This window comes from Actinocorallia sp. B10E7, from assembly GCF_039871655.1.
In the GTDB taxonomy this organism is placed as follows: domain Bacteria; phylum Actinomycetota; class Actinomycetes; order Streptosporangiales; family Streptosporangiaceae; genus Actinocorallia.
In genome coordinates this window covers 694,953-719,003 of sequence record NZ_JBDPLZ010000001.1, presented here as the reverse complement: position 1 = coordinate 719,003, position 24,051 = coordinate 694,953, and the positions used below count along the sequence as shown (strand labels likewise).

The 24,051-nt window shown below is 69.3% G+C and carries 20 protein-coding genes; 16 read left to right on the top strand and 4 right to left on the bottom strand.

Annotated elements, in window-relative coordinates; all coding sequences use genetic code 11:
* Positions 1–60 precede the first annotated feature (60 nt).
* From ABGB12_RS03450 to ABGB12_RS03425, 6 genes are all read left to right on the top strand, one after another.
* Positions 61–888, top strand: coding sequence for a DUF3800 domain-containing protein (locus ABGB12_RS03450; RefSeq protein WP_347674501.1), 828 nt, complete (start codon positions 61–63; stop codon positions 886–888).
* 103 nt (positions 889–991) lie between these two features.
* On the top strand, positions 992–2,467 hold the full coding sequence (locus tag ABGB12_RS03445) for a DUF3375 domain-containing protein (protein WP_347674500.1): 1,476 nt from the start codon (positions 992–994) through the stop codon (positions 2,465–2,467).
* Positions 2,464–3,042, top strand: a complete 579-nt coding sequence (locus tag ABGB12_RS03440) for a DUF4194 domain-containing protein (RefSeq protein ID WP_347674499.1) — start codon at positions 2,464–2,466, stop codon at positions 3,040–3,042. Before ABGB12_RS03445 ends, ABGB12_RS03440 begins: the two co-directional genes overlap by 4 nt.
* A complete protein-coding gene (locus ABGB12_RS03435; protein WP_347674498.1) occupies positions 3,039–6,410 on the top strand; it encodes an SbcC/MukB-like Walker B domain-containing protein in 3,372 nt (1,123 codons plus the stop codon). The genes ABGB12_RS03440 and ABGB12_RS03435 overlap by 4 nt, the downstream gene beginning before the upstream one ends.
* Positions 6,407–7,570 carry a DUF3322 domain-containing protein gene (locus tag ABGB12_RS03430; protein ID WP_347674496.1) on the top strand — a complete coding sequence of 388 codons (1,164 nt, stop codon included), beginning with the start codon at positions 6,407–6,409 and terminating at the stop codon, positions 7,568–7,570. Before ABGB12_RS03435 ends, ABGB12_RS03430 begins: the two co-directional genes overlap by 4 nt.
* Positions 7,571–7,686: 116 nt before the next feature.
* Positions 7,687–8,478 carry a hypothetical protein gene (locus tag ABGB12_RS03425; protein WP_347674495.1) on the top strand — a complete coding sequence of 264 codons (792 nt, stop codon included), beginning with the start codon at positions 7,687–7,689 and terminating at the stop codon, positions 8,476–8,478.
* 14 nt (positions 8,479–8,492) lie between these two features.
* Here ABGB12_RS03425 and ABGB12_RS03420 read toward each other — a convergent pair whose 3' ends face one another.
* Together ABGB12_RS03420 and ABGB12_RS03415 are read right to left on the bottom strand one after the other, a co-directional pair.
* Entirely contained in the window at positions 8,493–8,882 is a 390-nt protein-coding gene (locus ABGB12_RS03420) for a nitroreductase family deazaflavin-dependent oxidoreductase (RefSeq protein ID WP_347674494.1), read from the bottom strand.
* Between the two features lie 201 nt (positions 8,883–9,083).
* A complete protein-coding gene (locus tag ABGB12_RS03415; RefSeq protein ID WP_347674492.1) occupies positions 9,084–10,577 on the bottom strand; it encodes an MFS transporter in 1,494 nt (497 codons plus the stop codon).
* 189 nt (positions 10,578–10,766) lie between these two features.
* Here ABGB12_RS03415 and ABGB12_RS03410 point away from each other — a divergent pair, with 189 nt between their 5' ends.
* From ABGB12_RS03410 to ABGB12_RS03390, 5 genes are all read left to right on the top strand, one after another.
* Positions 10,767–11,138, top strand: a complete 372-nt coding sequence (locus tag ABGB12_RS03410; protein WP_347674491.1) for a YciI family protein — start codon at positions 10,767–10,769, stop codon at positions 11,136–11,138.
* Positions 11,135–12,427 (top strand): DUF6596 domain-containing protein, encoded by a 1,293-nt coding sequence (locus ABGB12_RS03405; RefSeq protein WP_347674490.1) that lies wholly within the window; start codon positions 11,135–11,137, stop codon positions 12,425–12,427. Before ABGB12_RS03410 ends, ABGB12_RS03405 begins: the two co-directional genes overlap by 4 nt.
* Positions 12,424–12,618, top strand: a complete 195-nt coding sequence (locus ABGB12_RS03400; protein WP_347674489.1) for a hypothetical protein — start codon at positions 12,424–12,426, stop codon at positions 12,616–12,618. The genes ABGB12_RS03405 and ABGB12_RS03400 overlap by 4 nt, the downstream gene beginning before the upstream one ends.
* A gap of 409 nt (positions 12,619–13,027) precedes the next feature.
* Positions 13,028–13,627 (top strand): type IV toxin-antitoxin system AbiEi family antitoxin domain-containing protein, encoded by a 600-nt coding sequence (locus tag ABGB12_RS03395; RefSeq protein WP_347674487.1) that lies wholly within the window; start codon positions 13,028–13,030, stop codon positions 13,625–13,627.
* A complete protein-coding gene (locus ABGB12_RS03390) occupies positions 13,627–14,496 on the top strand; it encodes a nucleotidyl transferase AbiEii/AbiGii toxin family protein (protein ID WP_347674485.1) in 870 nt (289 codons plus the stop codon). Before ABGB12_RS03395 ends, ABGB12_RS03390 begins: the two co-directional genes overlap by 1 nt.
* Positions 14,497–14,730: 234 nt before the next feature.
* Here ABGB12_RS03390 and ABGB12_RS03385 read toward each other — a convergent pair whose 3' ends face one another.
* On the bottom strand, positions 14,731–14,868 hold the full coding sequence (locus tag ABGB12_RS03385) for a hypothetical protein (protein ID WP_347674483.1): 138 nt from the start codon (positions 14,866–14,868) through the stop codon (positions 14,731–14,733).
* 613 nt (positions 14,869–15,481) lie between these two features.
* Between ABGB12_RS03385 and ABGB12_RS03380 the strand changes: the two genes are divergently transcribed.
* The 5 genes from ABGB12_RS03380 to ABGB12_RS03360 all read left to right on the top strand — a co-directional run bounded on the left by ABGB12_RS03380 (position 15,482) and on the right by ABGB12_RS03360 (position 23,299).
* Positions 15,482–18,064: a heavy metal translocating P-type ATPase gene (locus ABGB12_RS03380; protein WP_347674482.1), complete on the top strand. Its 2,583-nt coding sequence runs from the start codon at positions 15,482–15,484 to the stop codon at positions 18,062–18,064.
* 224 nt (positions 18,065–18,288) lie between these two features.
* A complete protein-coding gene (locus ABGB12_RS03375) occupies positions 18,289–19,740 on the top strand; it encodes an MFS transporter (protein WP_347674481.1) in 1,452 nt (483 codons plus the stop codon).
* A gap of 205 nt (positions 19,741–19,945) precedes the next feature.
* Positions 19,946–20,611, top strand: a complete 666-nt coding sequence (locus ABGB12_RS03370) for a TetR family transcriptional regulator (RefSeq protein WP_347674480.1) — start codon at positions 19,946–19,948, stop codon at positions 20,609–20,611.
* 193 nt (positions 20,612–20,804) lie between these two features.
* Complete coding sequence (locus ABGB12_RS03365; protein WP_347674478.1) at positions 20,805–21,707, top strand: ABC transporter ATP-binding protein; 903 nt, start codon at positions 20,805–20,807, stop codon at positions 21,705–21,707.
* A complete protein-coding gene (locus ABGB12_RS03360; RefSeq protein ID WP_347674476.1) occupies positions 21,707–23,299 on the top strand; it encodes an ABC transporter permease in 1,593 nt (530 codons plus the stop codon). The genes ABGB12_RS03365 and ABGB12_RS03360 overlap by 1 nt, the downstream gene beginning before the upstream one ends.
* On the opposite strand, the gene ABGB12_RS03355 is transcribed toward ABGB12_RS03360, so the two are convergent.
* Positions 23,271–23,891, bottom strand: coding sequence for a TetR/AcrR family transcriptional regulator (locus ABGB12_RS03355; RefSeq protein WP_347674474.1), 621 nt, complete (start codon positions 23,889–23,891; stop codon positions 23,271–23,273). The genes ABGB12_RS03360 and ABGB12_RS03355 overlap by 29 nt on opposite strands.
* Positions 23,892–24,051: the final 160 nt, after the last annotated feature.

Sequence of the window (24,051 nt, the reverse complement as noted above, 5' to 3'; positions counted from 1 at the left end):
GCCGAACACCACATCCTAAGGCCGCTCCTCGGAGCGGCCTTAGCGCTATCTTTACTCTCCGTGTACTTCTGCTACCTGGATGAATCCGGAGGGTGTGAACCTCCCGACCTCGGTATAGAGGCGACTCCCGCCATGGTGATCGGAGGGCTGATCATCGAGGCGAGTCACGTCCCGGCGCTCACCCGGGACTTCCTGGCCCTCAAACGCCGGTTCTTCCCCGGTCGGTTCACGCGCAGCCCGGCTCTGGATCATGTGCTGACCGAGATCAAAGGCAGCGAGATTCTGCAGATGACCCGCAGCCCGTCCCGGAACAAACGCCGTCAGGCCGACCTGTTCCGCACCGGTCTTCTGGATTTGGTCGAAGGCTATGGATGTCGGCTGGTCGGCCGGGTGTGGGTGAAAGAGGTGGGTAAGTCTCTTAAGCCCGAAGCGACCTATTGTTATGCGGTTCAGGACATCGCCCTGCATTTCAGCCAGTTTCTTCTGGGCAGGAACGCCACCGGGGTGCTGATCGCTGACGGCCGCAGCCAGAATCTCAACATCCCGGTGGCGCACTCGGTGTTTACCCAGAAGTGGCGCACAGGAGGCGATCCTTACCCAGCGATGCTGGAGGTTCCGTTGTTCGCGCATAGCGACAATCACGTTGGTCTGCAGCTGGCGGACCTGATCGCCTCCACCCTGGTCTTCCCCATGGCGGCCTGTTCGTACGGCGCACCGTCTGGTTCGGCACATGGTTCCGGTCGCTACTTCGCCGTGCGGACGGCATACGGGGCAAGGGTTCGTGGACTGCAGCACCGTTACCGCGACGAGACCGGAAGGTGGAGAGGCGGCCTCGTCGTCTCCGATCCAGCTGGGAAGCGCTCAGGTTCACTTCTGTTTCAGCCTTGAGTGCGTCTGAGAGCAGACCATAGATCCTGAAGACCGAGTCGAAGAGGAAACGCACCCGGAGCGGCACGGAGTCCGGCTGATCCAAAGGTGGCATGCCGCCCTGGTGCGTAGCATTGCGCGCGAGGTGAGGGGCGTGGACTACGAGGAGATCAGCGACCTGCGGCGGCAGAGCGCGGCATGGCGGTTGTTGCGGGCCGACAACGCGGCTCTCGTACTGAGCTTCCTCGGCAGGGTGTTCGTCAGCGAGAACGTGCGGTCCATCTCGGCCGCCGATCTGGCCGGACGGTTGGACGACGAGCTGTACGCGCTGAACGAGCGGCTCGGGCAGGGGACCTTCCCCAAAGCGGCCAAGGCCTACCTGGACGACTGGGCGGACCCCCGGATGGGGTATCTGCGTAAGTACTATCCGGAAGGGACCGACGAGCCCTGTTTCGACGCCACTCCGGCCGTGGAGAAGGCCCTGGGCTGGGTGAGGGCGCTGACCGAGCGGTCCTTCGTGGGCACCGAGTCGCGGCTCAACACGATCTTCGAGTTGCTGCGGCAGATGGTCTACGGCGCGGCGAGCGACCCCGAGGCGCGGCTGGAGGAGCTGAGGCGGCGTCGGCGGGAGATCGACGAGGAGATCGCCAGGGTGGAGGCGGGTGACTTCCGCACGCTGGAACCCACGGCGCAACGGGAGCGCTACCAGCAGGTCACCGGCACGGCGCGCGAACTCCTGGCGGACTTCCGGGAGGTCGAGGCCAACTTCCGGGCGCTCGACCGCCGGCTCCGGGAGAAGATCTCCACCTGGGAGGGGCCGAAGGGCGCCCTCCTCGACGACATCCTGGGCAACCGGGAGAGCATCACCGACTCCGACCAGGGCAAGAGCTTCCAGGCGTTCTACGACTTCCTGCTCTCGAGCGCACGCCAGGAGGAACTCTCCGGGCTGCTCGAGCAGGTGCAGTCCCTGGAGGAGATCGACGACCCCGATCCGCGGCTGCGCTACGTGCACTACGACTGGCTCGACGCGGGCGAACAGACCCAGACGACGGTACGGCAGCTGTCAGAACAGCTCAGACGATTCCTCGATGACCAGGTGTGGGCGGAGAACCGGCGGGTCGTGGAGATCGTCCGGAGCATCGAGAAACACGCGCTGGCCGTCCGGGTCGAGGGGCCGGTCCCCGTGACCACCCGGCTGGAGGGCACCGCGCCGGAGCTGGGCCTGCCGATGGAACGGCCCCTCTACACCCCGCGCGTCAAGAAGCCGATCAAGAGCACCGGCATCGCGGCCGGCAGCGAGGACTTCGCCGTCGACCTTTTGTTCGAGCAGTTCCACGTCGACAGGGCCGAACTCGCGGCGGAAGTCCGGCGCGCGCTGCAGAACAGATCCCAGATCGGGCTGGCCGAGCTGATCCGCGAACGCCCGCTGTCCCAGGGGCTGGCGGAGCTCGTCGGCTACCTCGGGCTGACCGACGAGGCCTTCCAACTGGTGTACGACGAGACGAGGACCGAAGAGGTGACCTGGCAGGACGACGACGGGGCGGAACGCACGGCGACACTGCCCAGGGCCAACTTCTGCCGCACGGGAGGCGAGTGGTGAGCGCCGAGCTGTCTCTCGCCGTCACCCAGGTGATGAAAGGGGTCGTCTACAGGGACGGCCACGAGAAGGCCTGGCGGCATCTGCTCGAACTGCGGTCCCAGGTCAGCGACCATGTCGCGGTGCTCGGGCTGGTCCTGGTCGTCGACGAGGCCGAAGGCTACGCGTTCCTGAGATCGAGGCCCGAGGACGACGAACAGGACGGGCCGCCCCGGCTGATCCCCAGACGCTCCCTCTCCTTCCACGTCAGCCTGCTGCTCGCGCTGCTGCGCAAACGGCTGGCCGAGTTCGACGCCCGCGGCGCCGACACCCGGCTGATGCTGACCCGGCAGCAGATCGTCGACATGCTCACGCTCTTCCTGCCCGACGGCAGCAACGAGGCCCGGCTGGTGAACCAGGTGGACACCCACATCAACAAGGTGATCGAGCTGGGCTTCCTGCGGCGGGTGACCGGGCAGGACGACCTGTTCGAGGTGCGCCGGATCCTCAAGGCGTTCGTCGACGGCCAGTGGCTGGCGGGATTCGAAGAGGGCCTCGCGGCCTACGCGGGTCAGCTGTCCGGGGAGGCGGGCGAATGACCGGGGCGTTGTTCAGCTCGGTGGAACTCGACGACGCCGAGGGGGAGACCCTGGCGGGCTACCGGCTGAAGCGGCTGGAGCTCTACAACTGGGGCACCTTCGACGGGCGGGTCTGGACCTTCCGGACCGACGGCAGGAACGGCCTGCTCACCGGCGACATCGGCTCGGGCAAGTCCACGGTCGTCGACGCGGTGACCACGCTGCTGCTGCCGGCGAACCGCATCGCCTACAACAAGGCGGCCGGCGCGGAAGGCAGAGAACGCAGCCTCCGCTCCTACGTGCTGGGATTCCACAAGTCGCAGCGCAACGAGGAGACGGGCGTGTCCCAGCCGGTGGCGCTGCGCGGCTCCGACTCCTTCTCGGTGATCGTCGGGGTGTTCGCCAACGAGGGCTACGAGACGACGGTGAGCCTCGCCCAGGTCTTCTGGATGAAGGACGCCAACCAACCGGACCGTTTCTACGCGGTCGCCGACCACGACCTTTCGATCGCCGGGGACTTCACCGAATTCGGCACCGACATCGCGGCGCTCAAACGGCGGCTGCGCAAAGGCGGAACGAAGGTCCACGACGACTTTCCCGCCTACGGCCGGGACTTCCGGCGCAGGCTCGGCATCGAATCGGAACAAGCGATGGAGCTGTTCCACCAGACGGTCTCCATGAAGTCCGTCAGCGACCTGAACAAGTTCGTCCGCGACCATATGCTCGAGCCCTTCGACGCCGCGGCCTGGACGGCGAAACTCATCGCGCACTTCGACGACCTGACCCGGGCGCACGACTCGGTGAAACGGGCCGAGGAGCAGCTCCAAGCGCTGACCCCGCTGCTGGAGGAATGCGACAGGCACGACAGGCTGCGCGACGAGATCAACGGCCTCAGCGGGCAGCGGGACGCTCTTCGCTACTTCTTCGCCGACCACAAGGCCGTACTGCTGCGGCAGCGCCTCGACGAACTGAACGGGCAACTGGACGCGCGCCGCCGGGAGCACAGAGAACTCAGCGAGCGGATCAAAGAGCTGCGCGCCAGGCAGGCCGCACTGGTCAGCGAACGCGAAGGCAAAGGCGGGGCTCGGCTCACCGAACTCGAGACACGCATCAAAGAAACCGAACACGTCAGGGACGAGCGGTCGGGCCGGGCCCGGGTCTTCGGTGACAGGCTCGCCGAGGTGGGGCTCGCCACGGTGGAGACCGCCGAGCAGTTCACCGTCCGGTCGCGGGAGATCCGCGAGGCCGTCCGGAAGACAGGGGAGTCGCGCGAAGACCTTCAGGCGGGCCTCGACGAACTCGGCGTGGAAGGACGGCAGCTCAAAGACCGGGCCGAGGCGCTCAACAAGGAGATCCGCAGCCTCCGCGACCGCAAGAACAACATCCCGACCCACCGGCTGGAGTTGCGTGCCTGGCTCTGCCGGGAGCTGGACGTGCGGGAGGAGGACCTGCCGTTCGCCGGTGAACTGATCCGGATCCGCCCGGAGGAGAGCCGCTGGGAGGGAGCGGCGGAACGGCTGCTGCGTCCCTTCGCGTTGTCGATGCTGGTGCCGGAAAACCTCTACACCGAGGTCTCCGACTGGATCAACGAGCATCATCTCGGCGCCAGGCTCGTCTACTACCGGGTGCCGGCCGATCTTCCCGCCCGGAGCCCGGACCCGCGCGGACACGGTCCTGCGCTCGCGACCAAACTGCAGATCAAGGACGGCGAGTTCTACCCCTGGCTGGAACGTGAGCTGGCGGGGCGGGCAGGGCACCTGTGCGCGGAGAACATGGCCGAGTTCCGCCGGGCGCCGAAAGCCGTCACCGTCGAAGGCCAGATCAAGAGCGGCGGCGGCCGCCACGAGAAGGACGACACCAGACGTATCGACGACCGCGGCGCCTACGTCCTCGGCTGGACCAACGAGCAGAAGATCGAGGCTCTGCTGCGGCAGGCGGCGGAGCTCCAGGAGAAGCAGAGCCGGCTGGAAACACGGCACAAGCGGCTCCAACGCGAACGGGAGACCGTGTTCTCCCACGAGAAGGTCCTCGCCTTGCTCGGGGAGACCACTGACTTCACCGAGATCGACTGGCAGAGCCAGGTCAACCTGATCGCCGGCTTGTCCGACGAACTGCAGGCGTTGCGGGAGTCCTCCAGGGAGCTGGAACGTCTCACCGAGCAGATCGAGGCGGTGAACGCCGGGATCGAACGGGCGGAGTCGACCCGGGGAGACTGCCTGAGAGCGATCGGCAGGCTGGAAGACCGGATCAAAAGCGCGTCAGACGAAGCGGAGAAGGCTTCGACGATGCTGGCCGAGCCCGCCGCTGCCGCCGCTGCCGCATACTTCCCCGCTCTCGTCCGCGGCTTCCCCGGACCAGATGATCCGGCCGAATGCGATCGGGCCGAAGCCGAGGCGGCCAAGGCGCTCACCGGCAGGATAGACGGGCGGTCCAAAGCGCAGAGCACCTCGGCCAACCGGATCGTCGCCCAGATGGCCGACTTCCGCAGGCGCCATCCGGCCGAGACGACGGACTTCGACGACTCCGTGCTGTCGGCGCCCGGATACCGGGAACTGCACGCGCGGCTGGTCGACGACGACCTGCCCAGATTCCGGGAGCGGTTCAAGACCTACTTGAACACCAACACCATCAACGACATCGCGGGGTTCAGCTCGAAGCTCAGCCAGCAGGCCGATCTGATCCGGCAGCGGGTCGCGGTGATCAACGATTCGCTGCTGGCCGTCGAGTACAACCCCGGCCGCTACATCCGGCTCCAGGCCGAGGCGAGCCCCAACACCGACGTCCGCGAGTTCCAGGCCCAACTGCGTGAATGCACGGCCGGGACCCTGTCGTCGAACGTCTCCGACCAGTACTCCGAGGAGAAGTTCCTGCAGGTCAGCCGCCTCATCGAACGATTCAGGGGAAGGGAGGGCCTGACCGGCGAAGATCGCGCCTGGACCAGGCGCGTGACCGACGTCCGCAACTGGTTCGTGTTCTCGGCGTCGGAGAGGTGGCGTGCCGACGACACCGAACACGAGACGTACTCCGACAGCGGTGGCAAGTCCGGCGGCCAGAAGGAGAAACTGGCCTACACGATCCTCGCCGCGTCCCTGGCCTACCAGTTCAAGCTGGAGTGGGGCGTGGCCAGATCCAAGACCTTCCGGTTCGCGGTGATCGACGAGGCGTTCGGCCGGGGCTCGGACGAGTCGACCCGCTTCGCTCTCCGGCTCTTCCGCAACCTCGGCCTCCAACTGATGATCGTCACGCCGCTCCAGAAGATCCACGTCATCGAGCCGTTCATCTCCGCCGTCGGCTACGTCGACAACGTCAACGGCCGGTACTCCAGACTGCAGACCCTGACGATCCAGGAGTACAAGGCCCGCCGGAACGCGCACGCGGCGGCCCGGTGACCTGGACCACCCCGCGGGACGTGCGGGAGAAGCTCCGCAAGCGGTGGTCGTCCGGCGCCTACCTGACGGCGTTGGCCTCCGGCGAGACCTGGCAGCCGCTGCCCGTGCCGATCCGCGGACCGCGTGCGGCCGAGCTGGCGTCCCGGTTCGAAGAGGTCAGACGTTGGGTCGCGCTCTGGGAGAACGAGCGCCGTCTGCGGATCGAACACAAACAGATCGGCGCCCGGACCCTGGGCGCCAACACGATCCCCTTCCGCGCGTGGGTCGACGACCGGGAGACGCTTTGGGCGCTCCTGGACACCGCGGACTCGGTCCGGACCTTCCGCACCCTTCTGGATGACACGGCGGCGCAGTCACAGGAACTGGCGGCATGGGTCGCCGCCAACCCGATGAAAGCCCTCGCTCTGTCCGACGCCTGGCCTTCGATCCTCGCCGCCGTCCGCTGGATCGACGAACGGGCCGATCCCGGAATGTTCCTCCGCCACATCGACGCTCCGGGCGTCGACACGAAGTTCATCGAACGCCATCGAGGGGTGCTGGCGACTCTGCTGGACCTCCAGCTCGACCCCCGCCGGATCCGGGATGAGCAGCCGCGCTCGGACTTCGAGGCCAGATATGGGTTCCAGAAGAAACCGGAGCAGATCCGGTTCCGCCTCCTCAACGGCTCGCGCCTGTCCGGATTCTCCGAGCTCACGGTTCGCGCCGCCGAGTTCATCAGTCGGCCGGAGGGCGTGACGACCGTCTACGTCATCGAGAACGAGATCACCTATCTGGCCTTCCCTGACACACCGGGAGCCATGGCCGTTCTCGGCGGCGGGTACGCGGTCAACCTGCTCTCGTCCCTCCGCTGGCTCGCCGATACCGACCTCGTCTACTGGGGGGACATCGACACCCACGGACTCGCCATCCTCGGTCGCCTCCGAGCCGGCTTCCCGCACACCGAGTCCATGCTCATGGACGAGGCGACTCTCCTCTCGCACCGCACGCACTGGACCCTCGAACCCGTGCAAGCCGGGCTGCCTGAGTCTCTCAACCCGGCGGAGACAGCGCTCTGGAACGATCTGTCCACCCACCGCCACGGCCCATCGATACGTCTCGAGCAGGAACGGATCCGCTTCTCCGCGATCCGCGACCACTTGGCGCGGAGATCAACCCGCTGACCGCGTGATCCCGCCACCCTGGACGAAGATCTGGTGAGAAGACGGGCTGATCTTCCCGCCCTCGACGGGACGCCGCTCACCTCCCGGCCGGACACCGCGTCCCTACCGTGGACGGTATGGAGATCGGTTTCGAAGAGCTGCACGAGGCGTGCGGCACGATGATCAGCGGCGACCACGAGCAGGCCCGCCGGGACCTCGGCGGACTACTGACCGCCGTGCGCGAACACGGCCCCCGCTGGATGGAGGGACTGCTCCACGCCCTGCTCGCCGACGCCTGCGGACGGCTCGGGAACACCGCGGACGGGATCGAGCACTTCCGCGCGGCGGTCGCCACCGGCTGGAACGACTGCGTCGCGGCCGTCACGGAACCGGGCCTGGCGGCACTGTCGGCGGCACCGGAGCACCGGGAGGTCTACCGGCGGATCACGGTCTCCCCGGCAGACCTGGAAGAACTGCGGTGGATCCACGCCGAACGCGCGAACATCGACCACGACACCGGCATGATGATCACCGAGAACGTCGGCCGGAAGGACGGCTCCCCGACCGAGGTCCCGCAGGTGCTCCTGCCCACCCGCACCCCCGACGGCCTCGGCGTGCCCGCCGCCCGGGCAATGCTGCGCCTGCGCCAGCGCGGCCAGCTGCACGCCGTACTGACCTCCGACACCCTGCGCCGCTCCCATCTCACTTCGATGGCGGTGATCGGCAACATCGGCTCGTCGCCCTTCGGCGGCTCCGGCTTCGGCGGCTCCGGCTTCGGCGGCATGGGCTTCGGCTCCCAGGCGATGGAGGCCGCCTCCTCCCAGGCCCTCGCGAACTCCCGCGCCGTCACCCGGCGGGCGGCCGTCCGAGCCCGGTCCTTCTGCCCGACGATCGGCCTGTCGACCCTCCCCGCCCCCGCCCCCGCCTGACTCCGCCCGATGCTTCACCGCGGGGTGAGCCTGACCACCGGGTACTCGCGGTCCGTTTTGCGCTGGTACTTCTCCAGCCGGGGTTGGGCGGCGGCGATGCGCTTCCACGCCTGATCGCGCTCGGCGCCGTCGAGCACGCGCGGCTCCACCGGAACGGCGCCGCGGCCGGGCAGCTCGACCGATGCCCGGTCGGGGCGCCCCATCAGGTTCAGATGCCAGTCCGGGTGCCGGCCCTTGCCTCCCGAGGCGACGACCAGCCAAGCGTCCTCGCCGTCGGCGAACCACGCCACAGGCGTCTCCCGCATCTCGCCGCTCCGGCGGCCCGCAGTGTGCAGGATCAGGACGTCCATCCCCATGAACGACCCGCGCCCGCCCCGGAGCTTACGATTCACGCGAGCGTTCATACGGTGCTGCATCCACCGGGAGAACGCCCCGTGTCCTGCACCGCTTCCCGTCTTCCGCTCACCTGACATCTGCTGCCTCCAGCCATTCGCTTCGACGCCCGTCACGTTCACGCTAGAGAAGGGGCGGCCGGGGAGGCTTCTCGATTCCTGACCGATCCGGTGGCCCCGGCCCTCGATCAGCGCGGGCTCTCCCGCGGGACCCTATGAGCGAGCCACCTCGTAGTCGGGGAGAGGGTCCGGGGCGGTGCGGGTCGTCGGGCGCATGGCCAGGATCAGTACGGCCAGCCCGGCGAAGATGACCGCGGCGATGACGCCGGTGACATGCAGGCCGGCGGTGAAGGCCTCTCGCGCGGTGCGCAGGAGTTCCGCGCCCTGGCCGTCGGGCAGACGGCGACTGGCGGCGACCGCGTCGGCCAGGGAGTCGGACGTGCCGTCCATCCGGCTGCGGTAGACCACCGCGGCCACCACGCCGAGCAGCGCGAGGCCGAGCGAACCGCCGAAGTAGTTGCCGGTCTCCGACATCGAGGCCGCCGAGCCGGCGCGTTCGGGCGGCACGGATCCGACGACCAGTCCGGTGCCCAGCGCGAACAGCGGGCCGGTGCCCAACGCCAGTACGGCGATGCCGGTCATCACCAGTGGCAGGTCGCCCGTACCGTCGACGCCGACCAGCAGCAGGCAGCCCAGCGCCGACCCCGCCAGCCCGCCTGCGATCGCGGTCGTCTGCCTCATCCGCCGGGCCAGCGCCGGTGCGGCGATGGTGCCGGCCGCCACGCCCAGGCCCATCGGTGCGAAGAGCATCGCGGACGCGATCGGCGAGAAGCCCAGCACGCTCTGCAGGTACTGGGTCACCAGCAGGCCCGTGCCGGCCATGGCGATGCCGGCGAAGACCAGCGCGACGATCACTGCCGTGAACGGGCGGTTGCGCAGCAGCCGCAGGTCCAGCAGCGGGGTCTCCAGCCGCAGTTGCCGGCGTACGAACAGGATTCCGATGGCCGTGCCGACGACGAGGGCCGCCGCCGGCACGGCCCGCGCGTCCTCGACGGTCAGTCGTTTGATGCCGTACACCATCAGGAGCACCGCCGCGAGCGACAGTCCGGCGCTGACCGGGTCCAGTCGGCCGACCTGGTCGCCGCGGGACTCCGGCAGCAGGACGGGCCCGGCGAGCACCAGCAGCGCCATCGCCGGTACGGCGGCCAGGAACACCGATCCCCACCAGAAGTGCTGGAGCAGGAGTCCGGCGAGCACGGGTCCGAGCGCGCCGCCGGTGAACTGGCAGGCCGCCCAGATCGCGATGGCCTTCCCGCGCTGCCGTTCGTCGCGGAACATGGTGGTGAGCAGGGCGAGGGTGGCCGGTGCCAGGGCCGCGCCGGCCACGCCCAGCAGCGCACGCACGACGATCAGCATCAGCGGGCCGGTCGCGAAGGCGGCCACGGCCGACAGCGCCGCGAACGCCGCCGCGCCGACGATCAGCAGCCGCCGGTGGCCGACCCGGTCGGCGAGCGTGCCCATCGTGATGACCATGCCGGCCACCAGGAATCCGTAGCCGTCGCTGATCCACAACTGCTGGACGCCGGTGGCGCCCAGGTCGGCGCTCAGCCTCGGGAGCGCGAGGAGCAGCGCCGTCGTGTCCATCGCGACGAGGAATGTCGGCAGCATGAGGAGGGCCGCTCCCAGCCATGCCCGGTTGATTCGCATCTCTGGTAACTCTCTGTTCTCTCTGTTCTCTCGATGTACCGCCGGTTGGTCGGAGCGGCCGGAGGATTCTTGACATCGGTACGGGAGCTCCATGCGAAAGTTCTGGCTTGGATGTCAAGACGGCGGAGGCGGCTCCGACCAACCGGTGGAAGGGCCCGGTCCGGGCCCGTGAACCACGAGGGGTGCGAGATGCAGTTCCTGATCAGCATGCACATCAATCCGGCGGTGCTGGACGCGCTGACCGACGAGGAGAAGGCGGCGATCGGCGAGGGCCACGGCGCGTTCATCGAGGCGCTGAAGGATTCCGGCGAGCTGATCACCACGCAGGCGCTGGTCGACCCGTCGCAGGCCGTCGTGGTGTCGGTGCGCAACGGCCAGCCGGCGGTGACCGACGGCCCGTTCCTGGAGTCCAAGGAGTACCTGGGCGGTTTCTACCTGATCGACTGTCAGGACAAGGAGCGGGCGATCGAGTTGGCGGCGCGGATCCCGGACGCCGCGATCGAAGGTCTGGGTGTCGAAGTGCGGCAGGTGATGTTCGCCGACGGACAATTGGAGGCATGACAGCCCCGCCCATCGAGGACCTGCTGCGTGAGCTCACGCCGCGGGTCCTCGGCGCGTTGGTGCGCCGGCACGGCCGGTTCGAGGAATGCGAGGACGCCGTGCAGGAGGCCGTCCTCGCCGCCGTCGTGCAGTGGCCGGCCGAGGGCGTGCCGGGCAACCCGCGCGGTTGGCTGGTGGCCGTGGCGTCCCGGCGGCTCATCGACCAGATGCGCAGCGACCACGCGCGCCGTGAGCGGGAGTCGGCGACGGCCGTCGAGGCGGCGCCCGAGGTGCCGGACACCGACGACACGCTCGTCCTGCTGTTCCTGTGCTGCCATCCGGCGCTGACCCCGGCCTCCCAGACCGCGTTGACGCTGCGGGCGGTCGGCGGTCTGACCACAGCCGAGATCGCCCGTGCGTTCCTGGTGCCGGAGGGCACGATGGCGGTCAGGATCAGCCGGGCCAAGCAGCGCGTCAAGGCCGCAGGCAGCTCGTTCGGCCTGCCGGACGGCGCGGAGCGCGAGGACCGGCTGCGGGTCGTCCTGCACGTGCTCTACCTGATCTTCAACGAGGGTTACACCGCGTCCTCGGGCAGCCGGCTGCATCGCGCCGACCTCGCGCGCGAGGCGATCCGGCTGACCCGGATGGTGCACGCCCGACTCCCCGAGGACGGCGAGGTGAGCGGGCTGCTCGCGCTGATGCTGCTGACCCACGCCCGCCGGGAGGCCCGGACGACGGTGGCCGGAGACCTGGTGCCCTTGGACGAGCAGGACCGTGAGAAGTGGGACCGCGAAATGATCGATGAGGGCATCGGGCTGGTCAAGGAGTCGCTGGCCGGCCCGGCGCTGGGGCCTTACCAGTTGCAGGCCGCCATCGCCGCCACGCACGCCGACGCGGCCACGGCCGAGGAGACCAACTGGCCGCAGGTGCACGCCCTCTACCTGATCCTGGAACGGATCGCGCCCAACCCGATGGTCACCCTCAACCGGGCGATCGCGCTCGCCGAGACCGAAGGCCCGCAGGCCGGGCTGGCCCTGCTGTCCACATTGGACAGCGACGAGCGGATGGCCGGGCATCACCGGCTGTTGTCCGTACGGGCGCATCTGCTGGAGAAGACCGGCGACGCGGCAGGGGCGTACGAGCACTACCGTCGCGCCGCGAAGGCCACCGCCGGCCTCGCCGAGCAGCGCTACCTGGAGTCCCGGGCCGGCCGAGTGAGGACGTGGCCTCTCGCTCCGCCAGGTCCCGCGCGGGAACCGGAAAACGCCGCCACGCCTGGGGATTCTCATCGTAGGCGGGGTAGGACATGAGGATCGCGTCCTGCCGCAGCAGCTTCTGGATGCGGTGGTACTCCGGCCCGAACGCCGATCCGGGCGGTGCGGGCTGCGCCCGCATCGACCGGGCCGCCGACATCAGGAACACCATCAGGTTCCCGCCGCACGCCGACCACGCTCCCGGCTGGGCCGGGAACCCGATGTATCCGGGGAACGGAGACGGCTGATCCGGCAGGGTGTTCAACCCGAGGAACAGCCGCGCCTCCTCCGTCGGCCCGGCCTCCCGGCAACCGTGCAGCACCCCGTGCGCCACCCGCCCCAACTCGCCCAGGCCGTGGTCGGGAAATTCGGTCACCAAACGTACCCGCGTGTCACTCACCGTTCCATGGTGGTGCGACGACGCGTCTTCCACACGCGAACCGAAGAACGTCCGCTTCTCTGGCGGTATGGGGGAGTCCGCTCCTCGGCGGTCCGCTTCGAACCAGGCGCGGTGGACGGGTTCGGCGCGGATGAGGGCTTCGGGAAGCGCGTCCGTCAGTGAGTCGGACGTAGAACTCTATAGAAATTTTAGTTTTATGCATTGCGTCTTCAGCAAACTAAAAGTGACTATGGGTTGTCAGCGGCTAAGCTGCTGCCATGCTGGTGGAGCCCCGGAACGCGCGTGACAGGTTGTGGCGTGTCGCGGCGGGGCAGAGCGGCTACTTCACCGCAGCCCAAGCTCTCCAAGAGGGCTACTCCTACCAGGCGCAGCGGTTCCACACCCAGCGGGGGAACTGGATCCGCATCGATCGAGGCATCTACCGATTCCGGGAGTTCCTCGAACTGGACACCGGCGACACGGCCTCGCTGGCCCGGTGGAGCCTGTGGAGCAAGAACCGTGCGGTCGTCTCGCATCTCACCGCGCTCGCCGTCCACGATCTCGGTATCGCCAATCCCCGCGCCGTCCATCTGACCGTGCCACCAGGCTTCAGGCAGAACGATCCGGCTGTCGTCCTCCACCGTGCCGTCCTCGACGAGGACGACATCGTCCAGCGCGAGGGCTTCAAGGTGACCTCCCCGCTGCGCTCGATCGCGGAATCCGCCGCGATCCCCGCCGATCAGGATGTCATCGACTCAGCGGTCTCGGAGCTCCTGGAACGTGGTGAAGCCACCCGGCGGCAACTCCTCCACGCAGCACAGCGGCTGGGTGCCCAGGCTTCGCTGGGAGTGGAACGGGCACTCCAGGAGAAGAGTTAATGAACTCGTACAAGTCGCCTGCCGACCTGCGGAAGGCGCTGGAGATCAGGCTCAGGCGGCAGGCCGAGGCGGACGGCACCGACCTGGGTCGACTTCGCCGACGCGCGTTGTTCGATCGGATTGCCGCCCGACTCGCCGCCACCGAGCCCGGCTGGTGGGTCCTGAAGGGCGGCACCGCCCTGGAGTTCCGATTCCTCGATCGAGCGCGTGCCACGAAGGATCTCGATCTCGCCCTGCGGGACGGAGATCTCAGCGGTGCCGCCCTGAAGGATGAACTGATCGAGACCCTGGCGGAAGATGTCGACGGCGACTGTTTCGTTTTCCGGGTGGGACCGCCTCGGGAACTCGAACGTGACTCCGAGGGCCGTGCGGCCTGGCGTTTCTCCGTTGAAGGGTTCCTGGCCGGCAAGCTGTACGCGTCGGTCAGGCTGGATGTGGTACAGCGGGCAGAAGAGCTGGCGGCCACCGAGCAGATCGAGTTGCCGGGTGTACTGGCATTCGCTGATATCGCCCCCCGGAAGATCGAAGCCGTCCATAGAAATCAGCACTTCGCAGAGAAGCTGCACGCTCTCACCCGCGACTACGGTAACCGGCCCAACACCAGGGTGAAGGACCTCATCGACCTGGTGCTGTTGATCGAGGACGGCCTGCAACCGGATCGCGAGTTGGTGTCGGTGGCCCGCCATGTCTTCGACGTACGTGCCACGCATGTACTGCCTCTGTCCATTCCCGACCCGCCCCCTTTCTGGGCAGACGTCTATCCGGTCCAGGCGGACGGACTCACCGATCTCCCCGCCGATCTTCCCAGCGCGCTGCTGATCGTCCGTGGTTTCTGGGACACCGCACTCGTCGACGAAACGGAATCCTGACTTCGCATGTCACCATGCGGAACCGAACAGCAGATCAGCCGTCACGGTTCAGTTCGGTCACCAGGGCTACCCGCGACGCTGCCTCGCTGTTCGAACTCGAGGGCGGGGGCCGCTGCGGAGCCGCGGGAACGCCCGATCCCTTGGGAGCCGGGCGTTCTTCGGGTGCTCGCCGAACTGGAGCGTCGCGGCATGGAGAGGGTGTGGGGACACGCCGGTGGGCGGGCTCAGGGCGTGTCAGTAGCGGCGGCTCCAGCGCCTGTCGCTTTCGTGGTGGCTGTGCGAGTCGTCGGAATAGAAGGCCGCGACCAGAACGAGCATCGCGATGAACAGGATGAAGAGGAAAGCGGCCTGGGAGAGACTCGAACTGAACATCATGTCCTTCTCTCGGGGGTCAAGAGCGGAACGAATGGCTTTCGCCATCCATTGTGCAAGACCCGGTGAACTGTCTGTGCCATGCCGCGGAGCGGGTGCCGGAACCGGCAGTCGTGCGACCGGCGGGTTCGCCCGCCGTGAATACCCGGTGACCTGGTATTTCTGCCTTTCCTGTGACGGGGCGCACAGGAAAGGCGAGGTCCGGGGCGGCTGTGACTGTAACGAAGGCCACGCGGCGGGGCGCCGGATTTCCGTCGTGTTCGGCTTCCGGCCGGGCAGGCGTCGCCTGCCAAAGCGTATGGAGTCCATTGTGCTCGTGCTTCGGGTAACTGATCCTTAGTTATCCCGTAATGTGACGGAATCATTTTCCGGCGATTCCTGTGATGGAATTCACCGACCGTCGCTCGCCCGGCCGGATCGTGCCCGTCCCGCCGACGGTGTCATCGTCCGCGATACCCGAGGAGACCCATGGCGCTGACCACGTCCGCGCTCGTCGTCCTCACGGCGGCAGGGCCGAAGGTCCCTTGAAAGGCGGGGCCTTGTGCTGTAACCGTCACGGGCGTCCGAAGCCAAGGCTGGAGATGGAGGGCGACCGCGGAGAAGGTGATCGGTGATGGGTTGGGCTGACTTCCTGGTACTGCTCGGTTCGATCGGGTTGATCGCCTGGTCGGGATGGTTCTTCTTCGGTCCGCGCCGGGCGCACGGCGCCGAGCTGGAAGGCGGGGTGCAGCGGATCGAGGTGACGGTGCGGGGCGGGTACCGTCCGGACGTGATCCGGGTCCGCCAGGGAGTGCCGGTCGAGCTGGTCTTCGACCGGCAGGAGAGCGGGGACTGCACCTCCCACGTGGTCTTTCCCGATCTGCGGGTGAACGCCGCGCTGCCCGCCTTCCAGCGCACCACCGTGCGGCTGCCCGCGGACGAGGCCGGCACGTTCCCCTTCGCGTGCGGGATGAACATGATCCACGGGACGCTGCGCGTCGAACCGGCCGAGGGGCCGCCGCCCACGGCTCAGCGGGAACCCGAACAGGCGGAAGCCACCTCGGGAGACTCCGATGAGAGCGTGACGGCGGCCGAGACCGAGGCGGCGCAGGCGGCCGAGCGGCGGGCGGAGATCAGGGACCTGACCCGCCGGTTCGTCGTCGGAGCGGTGCTGACCTTTCCGGTGCTGGTCGCGGTGATGGCGCATGACCTGTTCATGGCCCACTGGGTGCCCGGCTTCCTGCTGGAGCCCTGGGTGCAGCTGGCGCTGATCACACCGGTGATGTTCTACACGGGCCTGCCGATCCACCGCACCGGCTGGCTCACCCTGGCCCATCGCTCCGCGGACATGAACAGCCTCATCACCCTGGGCACCACGGCCGCCTACGTCTACAGCCTGATCGTCACCCTCGCGCCCGGCCTGCTGCCCGAGGACGTCCGCGAGGTGTACTTCGAGGCGGTCGGGGTGATCCTCACCCTGATCATGCTGGGGCGGCTGCTGGAGGCCCGCGCCAAGGCCGGAACCGGCGAGGCCATCCGCGCGCTGCTGGGCCTGCAGGCCCGTACCGCCCGGGTCGTGCGCGACGGGGCCGAGACCGAGCTCCCCGTCGAGGACGTGGTGGTCGGCGACGAACTGGTGATCCGCCCCGGGGAGAGGATCCCGGTCGACGCGACGGTCCTGTCCGGCTCCTCGGCCGTGGACGAGTCGATGGTCACCGGGGAGCCGATTCCGGTCGCCAAGTGCGCGGAGGACACCGTCATCGGGGCGACGATCAACGGCACGGGCTCCCTGCGGGTGCGGGCCGCCAAGGTCGGCTCCGACACGATGCTCGCCCAGATCATCCGGATGGTGCAGCAGGCCCAGGCGTCCAGAGCGCCCATCCAGCGGCTGGCCGACACCGCCTCGGCCTACTTCGTGCCCGCCGTCGTCGCGATCGCGATCGCCGCCTTCGCGCTGTGGTTCGTCTTCGGTCCCGTCCCGGCGTTCACCTTGGCGCTGGTGTCGGCCGTCGCGGTGCTGATCATCGCCTGCCCGTGCGCGCTCGGCCTGGCCACACCCTTGTCGATCATGGTCGGGACGGGCAAGGGCGCCACCTCGGGCATCCTCATCCGCTCCGCCGAGGCCCTGGAGACCGCGCACAGGCTCGACACGATCGTGCTCGACAAGACCGGCACCATCACCGCGGGCAAGCCCGCCCTCACCGACGTCCACACCGCCGACGGCATGGACGAGGCCGACCTGCTGGCCCTGGTCGCCGCCACCGAGTCCGACAGCGAACACCCGCTCGCCGCCGCCATCGTCACCGGGGCCCGGGACCGCGATCTCCGCCTGCCGCCGGTGAGCGAGTTCACCTCGGTCACCGGCAAGGGCGTGCGCGCCGTCGTGGCAGGCCGCACGGTCCTGGTCGGCACCGCCCGGCTCCTGGCCGACGCCGGTATCAGCGCCGCGGCGCTGGAGCAGGTCGCCGCCGCCTTCTCCGCCCAGGGCAAGACCTCGGTGTTCGCGGCCGTCGACGGACGTCCCGCCGGAGTGGTCGCGGTCGCCGACACCATCAAGGACGACTCAGCCCAGGCGATCGCCCGGCTGCGAAGCCTCGGCCTCGACGTCGTCATGATCACCGGGGACAATGCCCGGACGGCCGCGGCGATCGCCGCCCAGGTCGGCATCGAGCGCGTTCTCGCCGAGGTCCTGCCCGAGCACAAGGCCGACGAGATCCGCCGGCTCCAGGCCGAGGGCCGCCGGGTCGGCATGGTCGGCGACGGCATCAACGACGCCCCCGCCCTGGCCGCGGCCGACATCGGGCTGGCCATCGGCACCGGCACCGACGTCGCCATCGAGGCCGCCGACATCACCCTGATCTCCGGCTCCCTCACCGGGGTCGTCACCGCCATCGCCCTCTCCCGCGCCACCATGCGCAACATCCGGCAGAACCTCTTCTTCGCCCTGGCCTACAACGCCGTCGGCGTGCCCATCGCCGCCGGTGTCCTCTACCCGTTCCTCGGCATCCGGCTCTCGCCGATGATCGCCGCCGCGGCCATGGCCCTGTCCTCGCTGTCGGTCGTCACCAACGCCAACCGGCTGCGCCGCTGGCACCCCGCCCCGGCGCCGACCATGACCGCGCCGCCTCCGACCTCGCCTCACGTCGAGACCTTCGACCGGGCCGAAACCCCCGAGCGACCGGCCGCCCGAGCCGCGGCGACGAGGAACCGGGCATGAGCGAACGCGCCACGACCGGCGCGGATACCTCGACCTCGGCGCTTGGCGCGAGGAGCTGACCGCCACCGGCAAGACCGCCGTGATGACTCTGGAGCCGGATCTGTGAATCCGGGTCGCCCAGAGGCCGGGCGGCCGCCTTCGGATCTGGAGACTTGTGCTTTGGGATATACCCCCCTACCGTATCTGCTTGTCTCATAGATACCCCCCGGGGGTAAGGAGTGATCATGTCTGTCTCTTCGTCTCCGCCGACCGCCCGCCGTTGGTGGGCGCTGGCGCTCATCGCCCTGGCCCAGTTCATGGTGATCATGGATACATCGATCATCGGAGTGGCGCTGCCCCGCATCCAGGAGGACCTGGGCTTCTCGCAGGAGAACCTGTCCTGGGTGTTCAATGCCTATGTCGTCGCCTTCGGCGGTCTGCTGCTGCTCGGCGGCAGGCTGTCGGACCTGTTCGGCGCGCGTCGTCTGTTCGGGATCGGCTGGCTCGTGCTGCTCGTCGGCTCGGCGGTGGCCGGGGCCGCTGATGGTGTGGCGGTCGAGCTCGCCGGACGTGCCGTGCAGGGGGCCGGAGCCGCCCTCATCGCGCCCTCGGCGCTGACGCTGCTGATGATGCTGTTCGGCGCGGACCCGCGTGAACTGACCAGGGCTCTGGCCCTGTACGGTGCCGCCGCTCCGGCCGGAGGCACCGCGGGCGTGTTCCTGGGCGGGGTCATCACCGAGTACGTCTCCTGGCCGTGGGTGTTCTACGTCAACATCCCCATCGCCGTCCTCGCCCTGGCGGCCGCACCCGCGCTGATGCCCGCCGGGAACTCCGGGGCGCGCGGTTCGATCGACGTGGCCGGTGCACTGACCGTCACCCTGGGTCTGGGCTCTGTGGTGTACGCGGTGGTGCGGGCACCCGAGGTCGGCTGGGCGTCGGCGGAGGTCTGGGGTGTGCTGGTGGCAGGCCTGGTGCTGCTGGCGGTGTTCGCGGCGATCCAGGCGACCCGCAGGGAACCGCTGATGCCGCTGTCGATCTTCCGCGCGCCCGGGCTGGGTGCGGCCAACCTGGCCCAGCTGCTGCTGGGCGCGGCGTGGATCCCGATGTGGTTCTTCCTGAACCTCTACCTGCAGCAGGTGCTGGGCTACAGCGCTTTCCCCTCCGGCGCGGCACTGCTGCCGATGACCGTGCTGATCATGATCGGGATGGTCGTCCTCGCCCCCCGCGCCATCGGCCGCTTCGGCCCCAAAGCGGTCACCGTCGCGGGTCTGGCCGTCCTGGCGGCGGGCATGGTCTGGTTGTCGCTGGTCCGCCCCGACGGCACCTTCCGGGTGGACGTCCTGCCGGCCTCACTGGTGGCGGCGCTGGGCATGTCGCTGGCCTTCATCCCCTCGCTGGGCACCGCGATCTCCTCCGCCCGTCCCGAGGAGGGCGGCCTGGCCTCCGGGATCGTCAACACCGGCTACCAGGTCGGCTCGGCTCTCGGTCTGGCCGCGATGACCGCCCTGGCCGCCTCCCGCGGCGCCGACCAGCCGGGGAACCTGATCGCCCTCACCGGCGGCTTCTCCGCGGCCTTCCTCGGCGCGGGTCTGATCGCCCTCGCCGGAGCGGTCCTGGCGGCGGTGACCCTGCCGTCCCCGCGCCCCGTGCCAGGACCGGAGTCCCCGACCGGGCGCGACGCACTCACCGCCCCTTGAGCAGTGACGCCGCGGGGCCGCAGCCGGCGACCCCGCGGCGTGCAAGGAAGCAGCCGAACTGCCCTTCGCGGTTCACCGAGCCGGAGTCCGCGGCCAGAGCGCGGTGGAGTCGTCGAAGTCGGGCCGATTCCCGCCGCTCCGAGGGCTGGACAAACGTATGGTATACAGATGTATTGTCGGTTGAACAATCGTATTGGGGGCTGAATTGAGTGGTCGTCGGAAGCCCGCGGCCGAGGATCTGACCGCGCGAGCGCGGATCAGGGACGCGGCGCTGCTGGAGTTCGCCGAGCACGGTGTCAAAGGGGCGACGATCCGGGGGATCGCCAAGGCCGCCGGAGTGTCGCCGGGGCTCGTGCAGCACCACTTCGGCACGAAAGAAGAGCTGCGTGAGGCATGTGACGCCTACGCGCTGGAGACCATCCGCGGGATCAAGCGGCAGGGGCTCGGCGAAGAGATGGGCGATCCGGAGTTCCTGTCGGCGGCGGTCGAGGTCGGGTTGCCGATCCAGCGGTACATGGCCCGGGCTCTGGTGGACGGGTCACCGGCGGCCACCCGGTTGTTCGACGACGCGGTGGCCTTCAGCGAGGAACTACTCGGAAGCGGTGCCCCGGGGGTGAACGCGCCGAACACCTCGGACCCGCACGCCTACGCGGCGGTGCTGACGGGGATGAGCTTCGGGCTGATGGTTCTACACGAGCATCTGTCGAGAACGCTCGGCGTCGACACCTTCAGCAGGGAGGGATACAGGCGGCTGGCGCTGGCGATGCTGGACGTCAACGACGACAGGCTGATGAGCCCGGAGCTCGTCGCCCAGGCCCGCGCGGCGCTGCAGCAGCTACCGGCCACCGGGCGGAGCGGCGATGCGGACTGATTCCCTCTCGACCTCGGCCGCCGGCGCCTGCAAGGCCGACTCCGATCCGCCCCGGACCGTGTGGACTCTCCCGCCGATTTCCCCTGTTCTCCACGCGCGGTCCCTCACCCCGTCCGGCCGGTCCATGCACTAGGCGGCGGAGGGGTCGGCGGCCGTGCGCCCAATCCCCTCCGACCCTCAAGAGGCGCTGGATATGAACACACCGGCAACGCCCCCCATCTCGGTGTCCGGCCTGACCAAGTCGTTCGGCCCGACCCGTGCCCTGGACGGTCTGGACCTGACCGTCCGGGCCGGCGAGGTGCACGGCTTCCTCGGCCCGAACGGGGCAGGAAAATCCACCACGATCCGGATCCTGCTCGGCCTGCTGCGCGCCGACGGCGGCGCCGTCGAGCTGCTCGGCGGCGACCCCTGGCGGGACGCGACCGTGCTGCACGGACGCCTGGCCTATGTGCCCGGCGACGTCACCTTGTGGCCCGATCTGACCGGCGGCGAGGTCATCGACCTGATCGGCCGGATGCGCGGCGGCATCGACCACCGCCGCAAGGCCGAACTGCTCGAACGTTTCGAGCTCGACCCGCGCAAGAAGAGCCGCACCTACTCCAAGGGCAACCGGCAGAAGGTCGGGTTGGTCACCGCGCTGGCCTCCGACGCCGAACTGCTCATCCTGGACGAGCCGACCTCCGGCCTGGACCCCCTGATGGAGGAGGTGTTCCAGGACTGCGTCCGCCAGGCGCAGCGCGCCGGGCGCACCGTACTGCTGTCCAGCCACATCCTCAGCGAGGTCGAGGCGCTGTGCGACCGGGTGACCATCGTCCGCAAGGGCCGCACGGTGGAGACCGGCACCCTGGACGAGCTGCGCCACCTCACCCGCACCTCCGTCGACGTGGTTCTGGACACCGTGCCGGAAGGGCTGGCCGCGCTGCCCGGCGTCCACGGCCTGCGGGTGGACGGGAACCGCGTGCGCTGCGAGGTCGACACCGCCCGCCTGGGCGAGGTGCTGGCCCGCTTCACCGCGGCCGGGGTGCGCACCCTGACCAGCAGGCCGCCCACGCTGGACGAGCTGTTCCTGCGCCACTACCAGTCGGAGGCCGCGTGATGAGAGCGCTCACCGGAACGCGCGGCCTGATCAGGCTGGCACTGCGCCGTGACCGCGTGCGGCTGCCGCTGTGGGTGCTGTTGCTAGGGCTGGTCCCGTCGAGCTTCGTCTCGGCCACCGAGCAGCTCTATCCCACCGCCGCCGAGCAACTGCAGTACGCCCGCACCACCGGGACCAACCCCACTTTCCTTGCCCTTTACGGGCCGTTGTACGACCCGGGCGTGGGAGGCATCGTGGTGCAGCGCGCCGGGATGTTGTCCGTGGTCATCGCGTTGATCAGCGCCCTCACCGTGATCCGGCACACCCGTGCGGAGGAGGAGGCGGGACGGCGCGAGCTGCTCGGCGCGACCGGGACGGGGCGGGCCGCGCCCTTGGCGGCCGCCCTGGCCGTGGCGATGTCCGCCTGCCTGGCCAGCGGAGCCCTGGTGGCCGCGGGAATGATCGGCCAGGGGATGCCCGCCGCGGGGTCGGTCGCGTTCGGTCTCCAACTGGTCGTCGGCGGATGGGTCTTCGCCGCGGTCGCGGGCCTGGTCGCTCAGCTCACCGTCAGCGCGGCGGCGGCGCGGGGGCTGAGCCTCGCGGTCCTCGGCTCCGCCTTCCTGATCCGGATGGCCGCCGACGCCGGCGGCCCGTCGTGGCTGGCCTGGGCCTCCCCTCTGGGCTGGGCCCAGCGGCTGCGGCCCTACGCCACGGAACGCTGGTGGCCGCTCGCCGTCGCCGGCGCCGTCACGGTGGCGCTGGCCTGGTCGGCCGGACGCCTGGCCGCACGTCGTGACCTCGGCGCGGGAATGCTGCCCGAGCGGCTCGGACCCGCCGACGCGGCGCCCCGTCTGGCCGGGCCGTTCTCGCTGGCCTGGCGGCTGCACGGCCGCACGCTGTACGGCTGGCTCGCCGGATTCGCCGCGCTGGGCGCCGTCTACGGCGGCTTCGCCGGCGGCGTGCAGGACATGATCGCGGACAACCCCGACCTGCGGCAGATCTTCACCCGCCTGGGCGGTGAGGGCGGACTCGTGGACGCCTACTTCGCCTCGGTGATGGGGATCCTGGGCGTCATCGCCGCCGCTTATGCGGTCGCGGCCGCCTCGCGGTTGCGTTCGGAGGAGGCCGCCCTCCTCGTCGAGCCGCTGCTGGCCACCCCGACGGGCCGGCTGCGCTGGGCGTCCGGCCACCTGGCGGTGGCCGCGGCGGGCTCGGCGGCGGTACTGGCGGCCGGCGGTCTGGCCGCCGGCCTGGTGCACGGGCTGAACTCCGGGCGGCTGCGCGACGACCTGCCGGAGGTGTTCGGCGCCGCGATGGTCCAGCTGCCCGCCGTCTGGCTGATCGCCGCGATCTGCGTGGCCCTGTTCGGCCTGCTTCCCCGGCTCACTGCCCTGTCCTGGGCGGCGGTGGCCGCAGCGGGGATCATCATGGTGTTCGGAGCCGCGCTCGACCTGAGCCAGACGGTCCGCGACCTCTCCCCGTTCAGCCACGTCCCCCGGATCGGCTCCGCCGACTTCACCCCGGTGCCGCTGATCGGGCTGCTGATCGTGGCCGCCGTCCTGACGGCCCTCGGCCTGGCCGGCTTCAGACGCCGGGACCTGGCTTTGGGCTGAGGCGCCGCGTGGCCATGGTGCCGGCGATGAACCGTCCCGCCTCGGGCGCATGGGCGCGCAGGTCGTAATCGCTCTCCAGCCGCAGGTGGCGGAGCACTGAAAGGTATACGGCGCCGACCATCTCGGTGAGCAGCGCCGGGCCGTAGTCGGTCCGCACGTCGCCTTGTTCGAGGCCGGCGTCGATGATCCTGCGCAGCTGCTCGTGGAAGAGCGCGCTGCGGACGGCCGTGGTCTCCCGGTTCTCGGCCCGCTCCAGTTCGAAGGCCACCATCGCGAGGTATCCCGGCCGCCGGTCGACGGCCTCGACCAGGTCGGTGAAGAGCAGAAGGATGCGCTCCTCGGTCGGCGCCGGCCGTGCGAGGAGCTGGGTGATCAGGGAGCCGAGGTTTCCGACCTGCTCCTGCCAGAGGGCGAGGAGGAGATCGTCCTTGGTGCCGAAGTAGTTGAAGAACGTCGCGCGCGAGATGCGGGCGGCCGAGGCGAGATCGACCGCCGTGGTGCCCTCGACCCCGCGTTCGAGGAAGAGCTTCTTGGCCGCGTCGAGAACCCTGGCCCGGGTCTCCCGCCGGTTCTGCTCGCGCCGTCCGGTCAACTCGACTTTCCCCTCCGCCCGGCACGGGTCGCCAGTGAAGCGGAATGGTATCGCGTGACCCTCTCCGACCTGGAGGAAGCCTGTCTTAGTGAGCGGGACCACAGTGCTGCCGTGAGTGTGACCTGGAGTACAGATTGGACCGCAGTCCAACTTTTGCCCC